The 16495-nt window shown below is 73.6% G+C and carries 14 protein-coding genes; 9 read left to right on the forward strand and 5 right to left on the reverse strand.

Annotated features, from left to right (window positions below):
* The first annotated feature begins 33 nt into the window (after nucleotides 1-33).
* The 5 genes from IEZ03_RS03005 to IEZ03_RS03025 all read left to right on the forward strand — a co-directional run bounded on the left by IEZ03_RS03005 (nucleotide 34) and on the right by IEZ03_RS03025 (nucleotide 4891).
* A complete protein-coding gene (locus tag IEZ03_RS03005; RefSeq protein ID WP_229807962.1) occupies nucleotides 34-1203 on the forward strand; it encodes a PucR family transcriptional regulator in 1170 nt (389 codons plus the stop codon).
* Nucleotides 1204-1300: 97 nt separating this feature from the next.
* Complete coding sequence (locus tag IEZ03_RS03010; RefSeq protein ID WP_184882352.1) at nucleotides 1301-2221, forward strand: ACP S-malonyltransferase; 921 nt, start codon at nucleotides 1301-1303, stop codon at nucleotides 2219-2221.
* Complete coding sequence (locus tag IEZ03_RS03015) at nucleotides 2218-3186, forward strand: beta-ketoacyl-ACP synthase III (protein ID WP_184882350.1); 969 nt, start codon at nucleotides 2218-2220, stop codon at nucleotides 3184-3186. The genes IEZ03_RS03010 and IEZ03_RS03015 overlap by 4 nt, the downstream gene beginning before the upstream one ends.
* A gap of 57 nt (nucleotides 3187-3243) precedes the next feature.
* Nucleotides 3244-3495, forward strand: a complete 252-nt coding sequence (locus tag IEZ03_RS03020) for an acyl carrier protein (RefSeq protein ID WP_131877390.1) — start codon at nucleotides 3244-3246, stop codon at nucleotides 3493-3495.
* 88 nt (nucleotides 3496-3583) lie between these two features.
* Nucleotides 3584-4891, forward strand: coding sequence for a beta-ketoacyl-[acyl-carrier-protein] synthase family protein (locus tag IEZ03_RS03025; protein ID WP_184882348.1), 1308 nt, complete (start codon nucleotides 3584-3586; stop codon nucleotides 4889-4891).
* Between the two features lie 382 nt (nucleotides 4892-5273).
* Here IEZ03_RS03025 and IEZ03_RS03030 read toward each other — a convergent pair whose 3' ends face one another.
* On the reverse strand, nucleotides 5274-5768 hold the full coding sequence (locus IEZ03_RS03030) for a DUF3145 domain-containing protein (RefSeq protein WP_184882346.1): 495 nt from the start codon (nucleotides 5766-5768) through the stop codon (nucleotides 5274-5276).
* A gap of 268 nt (nucleotides 5769-6036) precedes the next feature.
* Between IEZ03_RS03030 and IEZ03_RS03035 the strand changes: the two genes are divergently transcribed.
* The 4 genes from IEZ03_RS03035 to IEZ03_RS03050 all read left to right on the forward strand — a co-directional run bounded on the left by IEZ03_RS03035 (nucleotide 6037) and on the right by IEZ03_RS03050 (nucleotide 10794).
* Nucleotides 6037-7218, forward strand: coding sequence for a S8 family peptidase (locus IEZ03_RS03035; protein ID WP_184882344.1), 1182 nt, complete (start codon nucleotides 6037-6039; stop codon nucleotides 7216-7218).
* A 98-nt stretch (nucleotides 7219-7316) separates the two neighbouring features.
* On the forward strand, nucleotides 7317-7844 hold the full coding sequence (locus tag IEZ03_RS03040) for an RNA polymerase sigma factor (RefSeq protein WP_207945681.1): 528 nt from the start codon (nucleotides 7317-7319) through the stop codon (nucleotides 7842-7844).
* Entirely contained in the window at nucleotides 7841-8290 is a 450-nt protein-coding gene (locus tag IEZ03_RS03045; RefSeq protein ID WP_184882340.1) for a hypothetical protein, read from the forward strand. Before IEZ03_RS03040 ends, IEZ03_RS03045 begins: the two co-directional genes overlap by 4 nt.
* Complete coding sequence (locus IEZ03_RS03050) at nucleotides 8287-10794, forward strand: CHAT domain-containing protein (protein ID WP_229807963.1); 2508 nt, start codon at nucleotides 8287-8289, stop codon at nucleotides 10792-10794. Before IEZ03_RS03045 ends, IEZ03_RS03050 begins: the two co-directional genes overlap by 4 nt.
* Before the next feature lie 17 nt (nucleotides 10795-10811).
* On the opposite strand, the gene IEZ03_RS03055 is transcribed toward IEZ03_RS03050, so the two are convergent.
* The 4 genes from IEZ03_RS03055 to IEZ03_RS03065 all read right to left on the reverse strand — a co-directional run bounded on the left by IEZ03_RS03055 (nucleotide 10812) and on the right by IEZ03_RS03065 (nucleotide 16419).
* Entirely contained in the window at nucleotides 10812-11642 is an 831-nt protein-coding gene (locus IEZ03_RS03055; RefSeq protein WP_229807964.1) for a sulfurtransferase, read from the reverse strand.
* 86 nt (nucleotides 11643-11728) lie between these two features.
* Complete coding sequence (locus IEZ03_RS03060) at nucleotides 11729-12883, reverse strand: alkaline phosphatase family protein (protein WP_229807965.1); 1155 nt, start codon at nucleotides 12881-12883, stop codon at nucleotides 11729-11731.
* Between the two features lie 38 nt (nucleotides 12884-12921).
* Nucleotides 12922-13503 (reverse strand): DUF5998 family protein, encoded by a 582-nt coding sequence (locus tag IEZ03_RS37495; RefSeq protein WP_131986543.1) that lies wholly within the window; start codon nucleotides 13501-13503, stop codon nucleotides 12922-12924.
* Nucleotides 13504-13953: 450 nt separating this feature from the next.
* Nucleotides 13954-16419: a bifunctional acetate--CoA ligase family protein/GNAT family N-acetyltransferase gene (locus IEZ03_RS03065; protein ID WP_184882337.1), complete on the reverse strand. Its 2466-nt coding sequence runs from the start codon at nucleotides 16417-16419 to the stop codon at nucleotides 13954-13956.
* Nucleotides 16420-16495: the final 76 nt, after the last annotated feature.

The following is a 16495-nucleotide window of genomic DNA, read 5'->3' on the forward strand; positions in this document are numbered from 1 at the left end:
GGTTCACCCCCGCCTTGGTGGCACCCTGGGGTGGTGGACACCGCGACCGACGCCGAAATCCGCGAGCAGACCACCCAGCGCCTGGAGAAGGCCATGGGCACGTTCGGCACCGCGGCCCTCAACAGCATGGAGGAGCACCTCCCCTGGTTCCGGCGGATGCCGCCCGACCAGCGCTCCTGGATAGGGCTGGTCGCCCAGGCCGGCATCGCAGCGTTCGTCGAGTGGTTCAAGAACAACGAGGAGACCCGCCCGGCCATCGCCGGAGAGGTGTTCGGCACCGCGCCCCGCGAGCTGCTCCGCGCCATCAAGCTGCACCACACGATCGACATGATCCGCGTCATCATCGACGTGGTGGAGACCCGGCTGAGCGAGCTCGCCGCGCCCGGCGGCGAGGCCCAGCTCCGCGAGGCGATCCTGCGCTACACGCGGGACGTCGCGTTCGGCGCCGCCCAGGTCTACGCACGCGCCGCCGAGACGCGCGCCGCCTGGGACGCACGGCTGGAGGCACTCGTCGTCAACGCGGTGCTGCGCGGTGAGGTCGACGACGGGATGCACTCCTGGGCGGCCGCTCTCGGGTGGACGTCCAAGCCCGTCACGGTCATCGCGGGGTTCACGCCGGAGGACGAGGAGCCCGAGGTCACCATCGACCAGATGCAGATCGCCGCACGCCGCGCGCGCGCCGACGTGCTGGCGGGCGTCCAAGGGCACCGGGTCATCGTCATCATGGGCGGCGACACCGACCCCCTGGAGGCGGCCCGTCCGATCGCCGCGAAGTGCGGCCCCGGCCCGGTCGTCGTCGGCCCGCAGGTCAGCGACCTCTACGACTCCACCCGTTCGGCGCAGGCCGCCGTGGCCGGGCTCCGCGCCGCGGCGGGCTGGCCGGACGCGCCGCGTCCCGTCCTGGCGACCGAGCTGCTGCCCGAGCGCGCACTCGACGGCGACGACGACGCCCGCCACCACCTGGTGGAGAACGTCTACAACCCGATGCTCGCCGCGGGCGCCCCGCTCCTCGACACGCTCACCACCTACCTCGAACAGGGCTCATCGCTCGAGGCCACCGCACGGCTGCTGTTCGTCCACCCGAACACGGTCCGCTACCGGCTCCGCCGCGTCACCGAGCTGACCGGCCTCGCCCCCACGGACGGTCGCAACGCGTTCACCCTCCGCATCGCCCTGGTCCTGGGACGGTTCCAAACGCGCTGATGAGTAGGGCCTTGTAGGGGTCTTACAAAGGGTCTCGACCAAAGTTCGTCTTGTTCCGCATCGTGGCGGTAGCAGTGTTGGCGGCAGGCTGGTAGCCGTGATTCTCCTCGCATCGCCCGGCCAGGGCGCCCAGACCCCCGGCTTCCTGCAGCCATGGCTTGAGATACCCGGCGTCGCCGACCGCCTCGCCTGGTGGTCGGCCGTCACGGGTCTCGACCTGGTGCGCTACGGGACGGAGGCCGACGCCGAGGAGATCCGCGACACCGCGGTGGCGCAGCCACTGCTGGTCGCCGCCGGGATCGCCGCCTACGAGGTCCTCTACGACGGCGCCGACCGGGGGCCGGACGCCGTCGCCGGGCACAGCGTCGGCGAACTGGCCGCCGCCGCGATCGCCGGGGTGCTGTCCCCGGAGGCCGCGCTGGTCCTCGTCCGGGAGCGGGGCCGGGCGATGGCCGAGGCCGCCGCCGTCACCGAGACCGGGATGACCGCGGTCCTCGGCGGCGACACCGACGAGGTGCTGGCGTCCATCGACAAGCACGGCCTCACCCCCGCCAACGTGAACGGCGCCGGCCAGATCGTCGCCGCCGGGACCAAGGAGCGCCTCGCGCAGTTCGCCGAGGAGCCGCCCGCGAAGGCGCGGCTGCGCGCCCTGTCGGTCGCCGGGGCGTTCCACACCGAGCACATGGCGCCCGCCGTCGGCACCCTGCGCCGCCTCGCGCCGGGCGTGTCCGCCGCCGCCCCGCGGACGCGGCTGCTGCAGAACCGCGACGGCGCCGTCGTCGAGTCGGGGGCCGACTTCGTCGACCGGCTCGTCGAGCAGGTCAGCGCGCCCGTCCGCTGGGACGCCTGCATGGACACGATGCGGGAGATCGGCGTCACCGCGATCATCGAACTGCCGCCCGCCGGGACGCTGGCCGGCCTCGCCCGCCGCGAGCTGAAGGGCGTCGAGCTCGTCGCCCTCAAGACCCCCGCGGACCTGGACAAGGCCCGCGACCTGATCAAGGCGCACACGTCATGACCGCGGCCCTGAGCATTCCCGAGGCGGCGCCCGGCGCCCGCATCCTCGCGTTCGGCGACTACCGGCCCGCCCGCGTCGTCACCAACGACGACCTCGCGCGGACCGTCGACACCGACGACGCGTGGATCCGCAGCCGCGTCGGCATCGCCGAGCGCCGCATCGCCGGCGACGACGAGGGCATCGTCGAGCTCGGCGTGCACGCGGGCGGCAAGGCCCTGGCGGGCAGCGGGCTCTCCCCGTCCGACATCGACCTGGTCATCCTGGCGACCTGCTCGGCCGAGTCGCCGATGCCGGGGCACGCCGCGCAGGTCGCGCACCGGCTCGGCATCGACGCGCCCGGCGCGTTCGACCTGAACGCCGCCTGCGCCGGCTTCTGCTACGCCCTCGCCACCGCGAGCGCCGCGGTCCGCGCCGGCAGCGCCCGCAGCGTGCTGGTCATCGGCGCCGAGAAGATGTCCCAGTGGGTCGACTGGACCGACCGCTCCACCTGCATCATCTTCGCCGACGGGGCGGGCGCCGCGGTCGTGACCGCCAGCGACTCCCCTGGCATCGGCCCGGTCGTGTGGGGCAGCGCCGGCGACAAGTACGACAAGATCATCATCGACGACCGGCACTCCTCGATCCGGCAGGAGGGCCAGGCGGTGTTCCGCTGGGCGACCACCGCGATCGCCCCGGTCGCGGCCGAGGCGTGCGAGCGCGCCGGGATCGCCCCGCAGGACCTCGCCGCGGTCGTCCCGCACCAGGCCAACCTGCGGATCATCGAGGCGATCGCCCGCAAGCTGAAGGCCACCAACGCCGTGGTGGCCGACGACATCGTGCACTCCGGCAACACCTCGGCGGCCTCCATCCCGCTGGCCCTGTCCCGAATGATCGAACGCGGCGACGTGCCGTCCGGCGCACCGGCCCTCCTGGTCGGATTCGGCGCCGGACTGTCCTACGCTGCCCAAGTCATCCAGATCCCGTAGGCCGTCACGCCTGCCCGCAGGCTCTGGACCAACCCACCGAAGGAGAAAGCAGAAACCATGGCAGTCGCCACCGAACAGCAGATCCTGGACGGCCTCGCCGAGATCATCGATGACATCGTCGGGATCGACAAGTCGGAGGTCACCCCCGACAAGAACTTCATCGACGACCTCGACATCGACTCGCTGTCGATGGTGGAGATCGCGGTGGCCGCGCAGGACCAGTTCGGCGTCGAGATCCCCGACGACGAGCTGCGCAACCTGAAGACCGTCAAGGACGTCATCAACTTCGTCCAGAACCTGCAGAGCTGAATCTCGGGGACGGGGCGCCGCCGCACCGGCCGGAACCGGGCGGCGGCGCGCCGGTCCGCACCCCCACAGTCCGCAAGGAGCACCAGTTATGAGCCAGAGCCAGACCAGAGTCGTCGTGACCGGTCTCGGTGCAACGACCCCACTCGGCGGAGACCTCCCGTCGACCTGGTCCGCCCTGCTCGCCGGAGAGTCCGGTGTCCGGAAACTGGACTGGGAGGGCGTCGAGGACCTGCCCGTCAGGTTCGCCGGGACGCTCAAGGTCGACCCGGCGGAGGTCATGCCGAAGCAGACCCTGCGCCGGCTGGACCGCAACCAGGCGATCGCGCTGATCGCCGCACGCGAGGCGTGGACGGACGCGGGCTTCGCCCCGCCCGCCTCCCGCAAGGCCAAGAAGCCGGAGGAGCAGTCCGGCGTCGAGGGCGGCTTCACCGTGGACGGCGAGCGGCTCGGCGTCGTGTTCTCCAGCGGCATCGGCGGTCTGCACACCGCGCTCAACAGCTACGACGTCTACCGGGAGAAGGGCTGGTCGCGCGTCTCGCCCTTCACCGTCCCGATGCTGATGCCGAACGGCGCGTCCGGGCACGTCGGCATCGAGTTCGGCGCGATGGCCGGCTCGCACGCCCTGGTCAGCGCCTGCGCGTCCAGCGGCGAGGCCGTCGGCTACGCCATCGACATGATCCGCGCGGGCCGCGCGGACGTGGTGATCTGCGGCGGCACCGAGTCCTGCATACACCCCCTGCAGATGGCCTCGTTCGGTGCCATGCGCGCGATGTCGACCCGCAACGAGGAGCCGGAGCGCGCGTCCCGCCCCTACGACAAGAACCGCGACGGCTTCGTGCTCGGCGAGGGCGCCGCCGTGATGATCCTCGAGTCCGAGGAGCACGCCCGCGCCCGCGGCGCGCAGATCAACGGCATCGCGGCCGGCTGCGGCTACTCCGGCGACGCCTACGACATCGTGCTGCCCGACCCGAGCGGCTCCGGCCAGGCCAAGGCGATGCAGCGCGCCCTCAAGGACGCCGGCCTGGAGGCCGCCGACATCATCCACATCAACGCCCACGCCACCTCGACCCCGGCCGGCGACGTCGCCGAACTGGCCTCGATCAAGGCGGGCCTGGGCGAGGAGGCCGCCGCCCAGGCGGCCATCACCGCCACCAAGTCGATGACCGGCCACCTGCTGGGCGGCGCCGGCGCCCTGGAGTCGGTCTTCACCGTCCTGGCGCTGAAGGAGGGCCTGATCCCCTTCGTCGCCAACCTCGAAGACGTAGACGACGAGGTGGACCTGGACATCGTCCGCGACGAGCCCCGCAAGGTCCCCGACGGCCCCGCCGCAGCCCTGAACAACTCCTTCGGCTTCGGCGGCCACAACGTCTCAGTAGCCTTCCAACGAGCCCTCTAAAACCTAAAAAAACGGCCCGGCGACCAACCTCGCCGGGCCGTTCCCATCCCCACAACAACCCCCACGAACGCGACCACAAGATAGCCAGCATCGTGCATCTGCATGCAGGTTCTGAGCCTGCGAGAAACCACACGTGCACAGCGAGCCGCTAGGCGAGCCGCCCACACTAAACGCGCGCCGTCGTTACCCGCAAAAGCTCAGCCGACGCCCCAACCAGGCGACAACCCCGACGTTCGCGATCGCGACCGAAGGCAGGTTTCGAGCCTGCGAGAAACCTGATCGCGCAGCGAGCCGCTGGGCGAGCCGGAGCGATGCAGCGATCGCACCGCATTGCCCGCCGAAGGAAGGCCCTCTAGGGCCTGACGCCAAGGGCAATGCAGTCCTACACAGCAGCGTGCAGCCAGCGGACGGGGGCGCCGTCGCCGGCGCGGCGGAAGGGTTCGAGTTCGTTGTCCCAGGGGGTGCCGAGGAGGCGTTCGAGTTCGTTCTCAAGGGTGATCTTGCCGACGGCGGCGTTGGCCATGACGGCGCGGAGGCGGTCTTCGGGGATCATGATGTCGCCGCTGGCGCCGATGATGCCGCTGAAGACGCCGAGGGACGGGGTGAAGCTGAAGCGCATGCCGTCGGAGCCGGGGGTGGGGTCCTCGGTGGCCTCGAAGCGCACGAGCTTCCAATTGCGCAGCGCGGAGGTGATGCCCGCGGCGGTGCCCGGCCTGCCCTCCCAATGGAGCTCGGCGCGCAGCGTTCCCGGCGCGGCCGCCTGATCTGCCCACTCTAGGGAAACGGGCACACCGAGAACACCTGCGGCGGCCCACTCGATGTGCGGGCTCAGCGCAGGCGGCGCGGAGTGGACGTAGAAAACGCCACGTGCGGTCACCGGACCTCCTGGATCTGTACCGAGGCTCGTCTTCCCCTACGGCCTCGTACGTCCCAAGTCGGCGTCCGCGTCCCTCATTGTGCATCATCGGCCCGTGTCGCACCACCGTGAGCCAGGCGTTTGTTGAACGCTTGACCGCAGGATGCACAACGTTCAGGGAACCGCGCGACAACCCTAGCCCGCGCGGGGCCCGCCCGGCGAGGCAAGAGCGCAACGCGGCCGCGCCACTTAGAGTGGCTGATCCGGCACCGTGAGTGGAGGGCGGCCGATGTTCGATCAGCAGGCGCGGCTGGAGCGGGTGCTGGCGCGGCATCCGGACGCGATGGTGGTGGAGCCGGTGCCGGGGTGTCCGGCGCTGGTCCGCCGGGACGAGATCCTCGTCGCAGGGCGGGACGCCGGGGACGCGGAGGCCGCCGTCCGGCGGTGGTGTGATTCGCGGCACGACGAGCGCGCGGTCACGCGGCTGCGGTTGCGCGCGGCGGCGAAGGTGGACGTCTGCGAGGTCGCGAGCCGGCTTGCCGGGGACGGCGGCCCGGGCGGGAACGCGCGGCGCCGGAGGCTGAGCGTGTCGCCGAACCATCTCGTGCACGGGCAGCCGATGTGGTGGAGCGGGCCGGCGGATCTGCCGCGTCCGGCCGCGCCCGTCGCCGCGCCGCGGGCCGCCGCGGCGCGCCGGGACGTGACGGTCGCGATCCTGGACACCGGCCTGGCGCCGCATCCCTGGTACGAGGACGCGGAGTGGTACCGGGAGCAGCGCGACGAGGTCCAGGAGGTCCTGGACGCCGATCTGGACTTCGACCTCGACGCGCAGGCCGGGCACGGGACGTTCGTCGCGGGCGTGGTGCTGCGGCACGCTCCCACTGCGCGACTGCTGGCGCGGCGGGTGATCGGCAGTGACGGGGTCGGCGACGAGCTGGACGTCATCCGCGCGCTGGAATGGCTCGCCGGGCGGCCACGGGCCGATGTCGTGAACATCTCCCTCGGCTGCCATACCTACGACGACCGGCCGTCGCCGGTGATGGCGCGCGCCCTCGCCGCGCTCGGCCGCCGGACGGTCGTGGTGGCGTGCGCGGGGAACACCGCCGGCGACCGCCCGTTCTGGCCCGCCGCGGCGAAGCCGGTGGTCGGCGTCGCGGCGCTGGACGGCGGCGACCGCGCCTGGTTCTCCAACCACGGCTGGTGGGTGGACGCGTGCGCCCCGGGCGTGGACGTGACCAGCACCTTCGTCCGGTTCAACGGGACGCGGCCGGCCGTTGACGGCACCGACCCCGACGACTTCCGGGGCTACGCCACCTGGAGTGGCACGTCGTTCGCTGCGCCGGTGGTGGCGGGACGGATCGCCGGGCTCGCGGCGGCTGAGGGCATCGGCGCGGACGAGGCGGCGGACCGCGTGCTGGATCCGGAGACGAACCCGTCCGTGCCCGGCCTGGGCGTCGTCGTCGGCTCCTGAGAAGACCGGACGGCCACCGATACGTGATTTTCCTACGCAGAGTCATGCCGACATGGCATAGAGTCAACATCTGCGGGGGGCCTCAGGAGGAGACTTCGGTGGCCCAATTGGACGACGGCACGGACGAGCTGGTGATCCGGGCACGCGACGGCGACGGCGCCGCGTGGGCCCGGCTGGTCGAGCGGCACAGCGGGCTGCTGTGGTCGATCGCCCGCTCGCACGGGCTGAACGACGCCGATTCCGGTGACGTGGTGCAGACGACCTGGCTGCGGCTGGTGGAGCGTATCGACGGGTTGCGGGACCCGTCCGCGACGGCGTGCTGGCTGGCGACCACGGCGCGGCACGAGAGCCTGCGCCTGGTGCGCCGGCGCGGACGCGACCGGCCGCTCGTGCCCGCGCCGCGGGCGCCGGAGCCGGAACCGGACCGGGTGGTCCTGGGCCGGGAGCGGCTGGGGCTGGTCGGCGCGGCGCTGGAGTCGCTGCCGCAGCGCTGCCGGACGCTGCTGCGGCTGTTCGCGCTCGCGCCGAGCCACGCCGAGCTTGCCGCCGCCCTGGGCATCCCCCTCGGCAGCGTCGGGCCGACGCGGGCGCGGTGCCTGGACGCGCTGCGGAGGCTCGTCCCATGAACGACGACGAGCTGATGGCGGGCGTCCGGCAGGCCTTCGACGCCCTGGACCCGCTGCCGGAGGGCGTGCTGGCCGCGGCCCGCGCGTCCATCGCCTGGCGGACTCCGGCCGCGACGCTGGCGGAGCCGGTGCAGGACCGGGGCGCGCGGGCGGCGGCCGGTGTCCGCGGCGGGCCGGGACGCGTGCTGACGTTCGCGTGCCCCGGCACGACGGTGGAGATAGAGGTGGCGGAGTTCGGCCGGGACCGGGAGCTCACCGGGCGGCTCGTCCCGCCGTCGTCCGGCGCCGTCCAGGTCCGGCACCGGGATCTTCCGCCGGACGGGATCGAGGTCCGCGCGGAGTCCGCCGGGCTGTTCTGGGTGCCGCGCGTCCCCGAGGGACTGGTGAGCCTCGTGCTCCGGCTGGACGACGGCACGTCGATCGTGACGAGCTGGGTGCGGCTGTGACCGGGCCGGACGAGCGCGCGCTCCTGCGGCTCGCGGCCGCCGACCCGGCGACCGCGTTCGTGCGGGCGCTCGCCCTGCTCGAACGCGGCGGCGGCGTGCTCGCGCTGCGGGTCGCCGGGCTGGCCGCGAAGGAACTGGGGCGCCTGGACGAGGGCCTCGGCTTCCTGCACCGGGCGTTGGAGCTGGCGCGCGGCGACCGCTACGGGGCCGCGCAGGTGCGGATGAATCTGGTCGGCCTGCTCACGGCGCGAGGTGACCTGGCCGAGGCGCTCGCCCACGCTGGTCAGGCGGAGGCCGTTCTAAAGGGCGAGGACGCAGACCGCCTGGCAGCCAACAAGGCGTGCGCGCTGGCAAGGGCAGGGCGACTGGACGAAGCGCATGAGCTGGCCGTCCGAACCCTGCCGCGGTTACGGGAAGGGCATGATCCGGCCGTCCTCAACGGCCTGCTCACCAACCTCGGTCTTGCACGGACGTTCCGCGGCGACCTGGACGCCGCAGAAAGTGATCTGGCGGAGGCGGTCGCCGTGGGCGAGGCCGCTGGATTACATCACCAGACGGCAATGACCAAGGGCAATCTGGCCTTCGTGGTGTCGCGCCGTGGGGACGTCCCGCGCGCGCTCCGGCTCTTCGCTGAGGCCGAACCGCACCTGACCGGTGAACGCCTGGCGCAGTGCCGGTTCGACCAGGCGGAGACCCTCATCATGGCGGGTTTGCCAGGCGAGGCGCGCCCCGTCCTGACCGCCGCCTTGGACGCCGCAACGGCGAACGGCTACGGATGCGACATCGCGGACGGCTATCTCCTTCTCGCCCACGCCGAACTGGCCGACGACAATCCCGAGCGGTGCACGGACGCGGCCGAACGCGCACGCGCCCTGTTCGCCGAGCAGGAGCGGACGGGATGGATGCTCCTGGCCGAGCACGTGCTGCTCAGGGCCCGCTGGGCGTGCGGGGAGCGCTCGGCCGTCCTGCTGCGCTCGGCGGAGGCCACGGCCGCCCGGCTGGAAAGCGGCGGCTGGGCCGACGCCGCCGACGAGGCCCGCATCGTCGCCGCCCGCGTGGCGCTGGCGCTGGGCAGGCCGTCCGGGCATCTGCTCTCCTGCGTCGGACGTCAGCGCGGCTCTGTGCAGGCCCAGATCGCGGGCTGGCACGCCGTCGCGCTCGAACGCGCCGCACGGTCCGATCACGCGGGCGCGGTGGCGGCGGTCGGCGCCGGGCTCCAGGTGACCGAGGAGCACGCGGAGACACTCGGTGCGCTGGACCTGCGGGCACGCGCGGCGGGCCTCGCCGGCGAGCTGTCCGAGCTCGGGCTCGGGCTGGCCGGCTCGGCGGGGGAACTGCTCGCCGTCGAGGAACGGCGGCGGTCGATCGCCCGTCCGGCCCGGGTCCGCCCTCCGCGGGACCCTGAGCGCGCCGCGGCGCTGACCACGTTGCGCGTCCTCAGCGTCGAGCACACGGCGGGCATGGCCCGGGGCGTCCCGTCGGTGCCGGCGGACGTGGCGGACCTGGAGGCGGAGATCCGCGCGCAGACGCGCCGCCGCCCGTCCGGCGCGTCCCCGCACAGCTTCCCGGGGCTGGAGGAGGTCGCCGCCGCCCTCGGCGAACGAGCCCTGGTCGAGATCATCAAGATCGGCCCCGACCTGCACGCCGTGACCGTCGCCGCAGGTGAGGCTCGCCGCCATCACCTCGGGGCGAGCGACGACGCCGTCCGGGAGACCGGCCTGATCCGCTTCGCCGTGCGCCGCCTCGCCGCGGAGGACGCCCCCGAGCCGCTCTCGGCGCTCACCGACGCGGCCCGGCGGCTCGACCATTCCCTGTTCGCCCCGCTCAGCCGCCACATCGGCGACCGTGAGCTCGTCATCGCTCCGACAGGGACGCTGCACGGCCTGCCCTGGGCGGTGCTCCCTTCCCTGGCGGGACGTCCCTTCACGGTCGTCCCGTCCGTCGGCGCCTGGCTGCATGCCCGCGAGCCCAAGCACGCTGATGGCCATGTCGTGCTCGTGGCAGGCCCCGACCTCGATCACGCCGAACGCGAGATCGCCGCTCTGCACCGCCTCCATCCGCAGGCGGTCGTCCTAGACGGGGCTGACGCGCGCGCGGAACGAGTCAGGGACGCCATGGACGGAGCCGCCCTCGTCCACATCGCCGCCCACGGCGAGTTCCGCGAGGGCAATCCCCTGTTCTCGCGCCTGCGTCTCGCCGACGGGCCACTGGTGGTGCACGACCTGGACGAACTGGCCGCCGCACCCCGCATGATCGTCCTGTCGGCGTGCGACATCGGCCGTGCCGCCGAGGGCGACGCCGTGCTCGGCATGGCGGGCGCCCTCCTCGCCCTCGGCACCGCCACCGTCGTCGCAGCCGTCACCCCCGTGCGCGACGAGGCGACACCGGTCTTCATGACCGCCTTCCACACCGCCGTCGCCACCGGCCGCTCCCCCGCCCGAGCCCTGGCGGACATCCCACGGCCCCAGGGGGTGACCGGGTTCCTATGCCTCGGCGCAGGCTGACCGCCGTGCGGAGACCGTCAGTTCTCGCCGGTGGCCACCGGGTTGGACGGGTCCGTCACCCAGTTCGACCAGGAGCCCACATAGAGGGCGGCGGGGATCCCGGCGAGGTTGAGCGCGAGGATCTCGTGGGCGGCCGTCACGCCGGAGCCGCAGTAGGCGCCGACGTCGAGGGCGTCGGTGGCACCGAGCTTGGCGAACCGCTCGCGCAGCAGTTCGGGGGGCAGGAACCGGCCGTCCACCCCGACGTTGCCGGAGGTCGGGGCGTTGCGGGCGCCCGGTATGTGCCCGGCGACGGGGTCGACGGGCTCCTGCTCGCCCCGGTACCGCTCGGCGGCGCGTGCGTCCAGCAGGACACCGGCCGTCGCGAGCTCCGCGGCGCCCTCGGCGTCCAGCACCGGCAGCCGCCCCGGGTGCGCGATGAAATCGCCCGGCTTGACGTCGGGTTCCTCCGTGCTCACCGGGTGGCCCGCCTCAGTCCAGGCGCGGTAGCCGCCGTCCAGGACGCGGACCCGCTCGTGCCCGAAGTACCGCAGCGACCACCAGACGCGCGCCGCGGCCGTGGAGTCGGCGTCGTCGTAGACCACGACGAGGCGGTCCTCCGAGACGCCCGCGCGGCGCATGGCCGCCTCGAACGCGACGGACTCGGGCAGGGGGTGGCGTCCGCCGGGCCCGGGCGGCCCGGCCACGTCGCGGTCGAGGTCGACGAAGACGGCGCCGGGCAGGTGCCCCCTGCGGTAGGACTCGATCCCCGGCGGTCCCGCCAGATGCCATCGGGCGTCCAGCAGGACCACGGGCGTCTGCCGCCGGAGCAGCCGGTCCAACGCGGGCACTTCGATGAGAGGGTGCACACCGCCAGTTTGACCGCCGTCGCCCGGATTAGGGAGGGGCGAGGTCGGGTTCATTGCAACTCCTCCTGACGCGCGGGGTTGCGGGATCAGGGCCTGGACGTGGCGAGCAGCGGCACGAGCTGCTCGGCGGGGACGAGCGAGCCGTGCATGCCGACCATCCGTTCCAGCCACGGTTCGCGTTCGGACGCCACGATCGCGAGATCGGCGTGCGGCACCGCGACGACGTCGCCGACGCGCTCCGCCATCCCGGGGCCCATCGGGCCGAACCAGCCGTCCGCCACGGCCCGCTCGCGCGAGACGACCCACGCCCTGTCGCCCAGCACGGCCGTCCAGGCGGCGAGGACGTCGTCGTGGGCGCCCGGCTCGCTGTAGACGTACCGGGCGCGGGCGTCCCCGCCGAGGAGGGCGACCCCCTCCTTCAGCTCGGGCACGGTGTCGGCGTCGACGCGTTCGGTGGGGTCGACCATGCCGTGGTCGGCCGTGACGTAAAGCGCGGTTCCTGGAGGCAGGACGGTCGCGATCTCCTGGGCGAGGACGTCCACGAACCGCAGCTGGTGCCGCCAGTCGCGGGAGCCGACACCGAAGCGGTGGCCGGTCGCGTCGAGGTCGGCGTGGTACGCGGTGACGTACGCGCGGTCGCCGCGGCGCAGCGCCGTCTCGATCCGCCCGACGAGCTGGCCGAGGCTCTCGGCGCTCACGTACCGGGCACCGCGGGCGGTGGCGCGGCTGAGCGCCGACCTCCGGTACTGGTGGAGCGAGACGTACGCGGTCTCGATGCCGTCCGCCGCGGCCCGCTCGTACACGGTCGGGACGGGCTGGAACGTCTCCGGGTCGGCGTCGTCGTCCTTCCAGAGCAGGCAGTTGAGCAGCCTGCCGGTCTCGGGCACCGCCACCTGGAGGCCGAGCAGCCCGTGCGCGCCGGGCACCGCGCCCGTCCCCAGCGAGGCCAGGCTGGTCACCGTCGTGGCCGGGAACCCGGCCGTGATCGGGCGGCCGGCCATCGCGTTCAGGAACGGCGCCTCGTCGGGGTGGGCCCTGAGCTGCTGCCAGCCGAGCCCGTCGACCAGCAGGACGCAGGCGCGCGGCAGCGCGGGCAGGTCCAGGACGTTGGCGGCGTCGGGGACGCCGAGCGCCGCCAGCACCGAGGACGGGAGATCGGCGAGGGCGCCCGCCCCGTACCGCGGGACGGGCGCCTCCCCGCTCGGCTCGCTCGTCTCGGCCAGGCGGTTCGTTTCGGTCACTCTCACGCTCCGGTCACGGGGGGTCGATCGGCTCGGGGTCAGCTCGCGGTCGCGGCGGACAGCTCCGCGGCGAACGCCAGCACCTGGCCGACCGCCTCGGCGCCGTCGGCCGCCTCGCTGACCCGCAGGGACAGGTCGTCGGCCGTGACGCTGCCGGTGTAGCCGTGGTCGGCCTCGCAGTTCTCGTCGCCGCAGGTCGCGGGCTCGAGGTCGACGTGCGCGATGGCGCCCCAGCCGATGGTCAGCACGACCTCGGTGGGCGGCACCCCGGGCACGTACGACGCGGGGTCCGGGACGACCCGCGTCACCGCGACCGACTGGACGCGTTCCAGCTTGACGGCCTCGGTGGTCGTGGAGGCGTGCGGCCTGGCCATGCCCTCGCCGGGCGGATGCTCGTCGGTGTGGCACACCAGCAGCCGGCTCGCCGACAGGACGAGCACGGTCACGTGGCGCCGCACCTCCATCGCGGGGTCGAACGTCGCCTCATGGTGCACCACGTAGGCGACGACGGGCTCGTCCCCAACGGCCGACTCGACCGCGTCCGCGACCAGGGCCGGGTAGTAACCGCTGCGCTCGATCGCCGTGCGCAGACCGCTCACCGTCGCTCGGGTTTCCCTCATGGACCCATCCTGCCCTGTCCAGGGCCGGACGTGCACATGACTGACCGGAGCGCACGGTCATTCCCGCGATCAGGGGGTACGTGGTCGGTATGGACGAGAAGCCGCTTCCCACTCCGAAGCCGGTCCCGCCCCCCACGCCGGACCCGGCGCCCGCCCCCGAGCCGCTGGTACCGCCCACCGAGCCGCCGCCCGGACCGTCCCCTGGCCCGCCGCCCAGCCCGCCGGGACCCGTCCCGCCGGGCCCGTCGCCCGAGCCGGTGCCTCCCGGGCCGCCGCCGGACCCCTCCCCGCCCGGACCGCCGCCCGACCCGAGCCCGCCCGCGCCCGACCCGGACCCGGTTCCGCCCGGGCCGGAACCCGACCCGGTCCCGCCGACCCCGGGCCCCCGCCCGCCGGGACCGCCCGGCCCGCCCGCGACGCCCCCGGGCGCCGGGTGACGGGTGACAGAGATCAGGTCAGGCGGCGCGGCTGCAGTTCAGGACGCGGCCCGAGCGGCCGGTCCAGGGTCAGCGTGACCTCGCGCACGGTGACGCCGGACGCGTCCGCCATCACCGGGTTGAGCTCCAGCCGCGCCACCTCGGGCAGGTCGTAGCCGAGGCGGGACGCGCGCAGCAGCAGCTCTTCCAGGGCCTTCAGGTTCACCCGCTTCGCGCCGCGGTGGCCGAGCAGGAGCGGCGCGGTCCGGATGGCGCGGATCATCTCCGCCGCGTCCACGTCCGCGAGCGGCGACAGCCGGTAGGCGCGGTCGTCCAGCAGGGCGGCGGTCTCGTCGGCGATGCCGAAGGAGACCAGCGCGCCGAACGAGGGGTCCTCCCTGATCACGATGCGGGTCGGCACAGCGTGCGCGTCCCCTGGCGGCAGCGGCTCGTCGCCGACCTCGATGCCGTAGCAGGACAGCAGCTCCGCCGCATCCTTCGGCACGAGCTCCACCGGGCCGCCGCCGCCCGCGGCGAGCCTGCCGGCGACCAGCGCCCGCGCCCGGTCGCGGTCCACGTCCTCGAAGTTCGGCGTGGTGCCCGCGGGACGCTTGCGCCACTGCGCGTAGCGGATCACGTACGCCATCGCCCGGACGGCGTCCTCAGGCGAGGGGTAGGACGGCACCGAGCCCTCCGCGGCCATCCCGTCCGGGCCGGCCACGCGCAGGTCGGCGGGCATGCCCTCGGTGCCGAGGTAGGTCGCCGCGATGGGTTTCTCCGCCTCCGCGGCGAGCCGGAGGATCTTCTCGGGGACGCGGACGTCGAACCCGCCGATCGTCGGTGGCGTGAACAGCGCCACCACCGCGTCGACGGTGTCGTCGGCCAGCGCCGCGGCGAGGGCCGCCTCGTAGTCGTCGGCGTCCGCCCGCGGGCCGAGGTCGATGCGGGGCCGGACGTCCAGGCCCAGCGCGACCGCCTCGTCCTGCGCCAGCAGCCCCAGCGAGTTCGAGTTGTCGATGATCGCGACGCGGTCGCCGGCCGGGAGCGGCTGGTAGGCCAGCAGCTGCGCCACGTCGAACAGCTCCGAGAGGTCCTCCACGCGGATCACGCCCGCCTGCTCGAACAGCGCGCTGACCGCGTGGTCGGGCAGGGTCAGCGCGCGCGCCGCGTGCCCGATCGGGACGCCCTGCGTGCTGCGGCCGCTCTTGACGGCCACGATCGGCTTGCGCCGGCCGAGCCTGCGCGCCAGCCGCGCGAACTTGCGCGGGTTGCCCAGCGACTCCAGGTACAGCAGGACGGCCTTGGTCGCCGGGTCCTCCTCCCAGTACTGCAGGAGGTCGTTGCCCGAGACGTCCCCCCGGTTCCCGGCGGAGACGAACGTGGACAGGCCGAGGCCGCGCTCCGCCGTCCGCTGCAGAATGGCGATGCCGAGCGCACCGGACTGGGAGAAGAACCCCACCGGACCCCGTCCCGGCATCGTCGGCGCCAGGGTCGCGTTGAGCCGCACCTCTGGGTCGGTGTTGGCGATGCCCAGGCAGTTGGGTCCGACGACGCGCATTCCGTAGGCCCTCGCCAGCCGGACCAGCTCCTCCTGCCTGGCGCGTCCCTCCTCGCCGATCTCTCCGAAACCGGACGACACGACGATCAGGCCCCGCACGCCCTTGCTCGCGCACTGCTGCACGACCTCGTGGACGGCGTCGGCCCGGACGGCGACGACAGCGAGGTCCACGTCGTCCGGGATCTCCAGGACGGACGCGTAGGCCCGCACCCCCGCCACGGCGACCGCCGTCGGGTGCACCGGGTACACCGGCCCGGTGAAGTCGCCGGCCAGCAGGTTGCGCAACACGGTCTGGCCGACGCTGTGCTCGGCCCGGCTCGCGCCGACCACCGCCACCGACCTCGGGAACAGCAGCCGCTGGATCGACCGCGACTCGGCCCGGTGCTCGCGGGCCGTCATGACCTCCAGCGACGTCTCGGTGGGCTCCAGGTCGAGGACGAGCTCGATCACGCCCTCCTCGAACCGCTGCTCCGCCCGGTACCCGGCCTCGCGGAACACCCGCGTCATCCGCCGGTTCTCGGGCAGGACGCTCGCCACGAACCGGCGCAGGCCCCGTTCCCGCGCCGCCGCCGCGATGTGCTCCAGCAGCACCGGCCCGAGGCCGCGGCCCTGGTGCGCGTCCTCCACGAGGAACGCGACCTCGGCCGTCTCCGGCCGGTCGGGCAGCCGGTCGTAGCGGACGACCGCCACCATCTCCTCGCCGATCGTGGCGATCAGCGCGGCCCGCAGGTCGTGGTCGACGGTCGTGAAGTGCTCGACGTCACGGTCCGACAGGTGGGGCCGCGGCGAGAAGAACCGGTAGTAGATCGACTCCGGGGACAGCCGCCCGTGGAACTCGCGCAGGATCTCGCCGTCGCCGGGCCGGATGGGACGCAGATGAGCCGTCCCGCCGTCGCTCAGGACGACGTCGGCCTCCCAATGATCCGGATAACCCTCGGTCACGTACCCGAGGGTAAGGCACGGGCGCCCGGATGCCCGCGCCACGAAAATCCCGTCCTTCCTGGCTTTCGCTGCGCGT

It is taken from the genome of Actinomadura livida (assembly GCF_014648675.1).
GTDB classification, from domain to species: Bacteria; Actinomycetota; Actinomycetes; order Streptosporangiales; family Streptosporangiaceae; genus Spirillospora; species Spirillospora livida.

Excerpts from the sequence above, each read along its gene's own strand:
- IEZ03_RS03015 (WP_184882350.1), top strand. The coding sequence starts at position 2,218 with ATGACCGCGGCCCTGAGCATTCCCGAGGCGGCGCCCGGCGCCCGCATC.
- IEZ03_RS03020 (WP_131877390.1), top strand. The coding sequence starts at position 3,244 with ATGGCAGTCGCCACCGAACAGCAGATCCTGGACGGCCTCGCCGAGATC.
- IEZ03_RS03025 (WP_184882348.1), top strand. The coding sequence starts at position 3,584 with ATGAGCCAGAGCCAGACCAGAGTCGTCGTGACCGGTCTCGGTGCAACG.
- IEZ03_RS03035 (WP_184882344.1), top strand. The coding sequence starts at position 6,037 with ATGTTCGATCAGCAGGCGCGGCTGGAGCGGGTGCTGGCGCGGCATCCG.
- IEZ03_RS03045 (WP_184882340.1), top strand. The coding sequence starts at position 7,841 with ATGAACGACGACGAGCTGATGGCGGGCGTCCGGCAGGCCTTCGACGCC.
- IEZ03_RS37495 (WP_131986543.1), bottom strand. The coding sequence starts at position 13,503 with ATGAGGGAAACCCGAGCGACGGTGAGCGGTCTGCGCACGGCGATCGAG.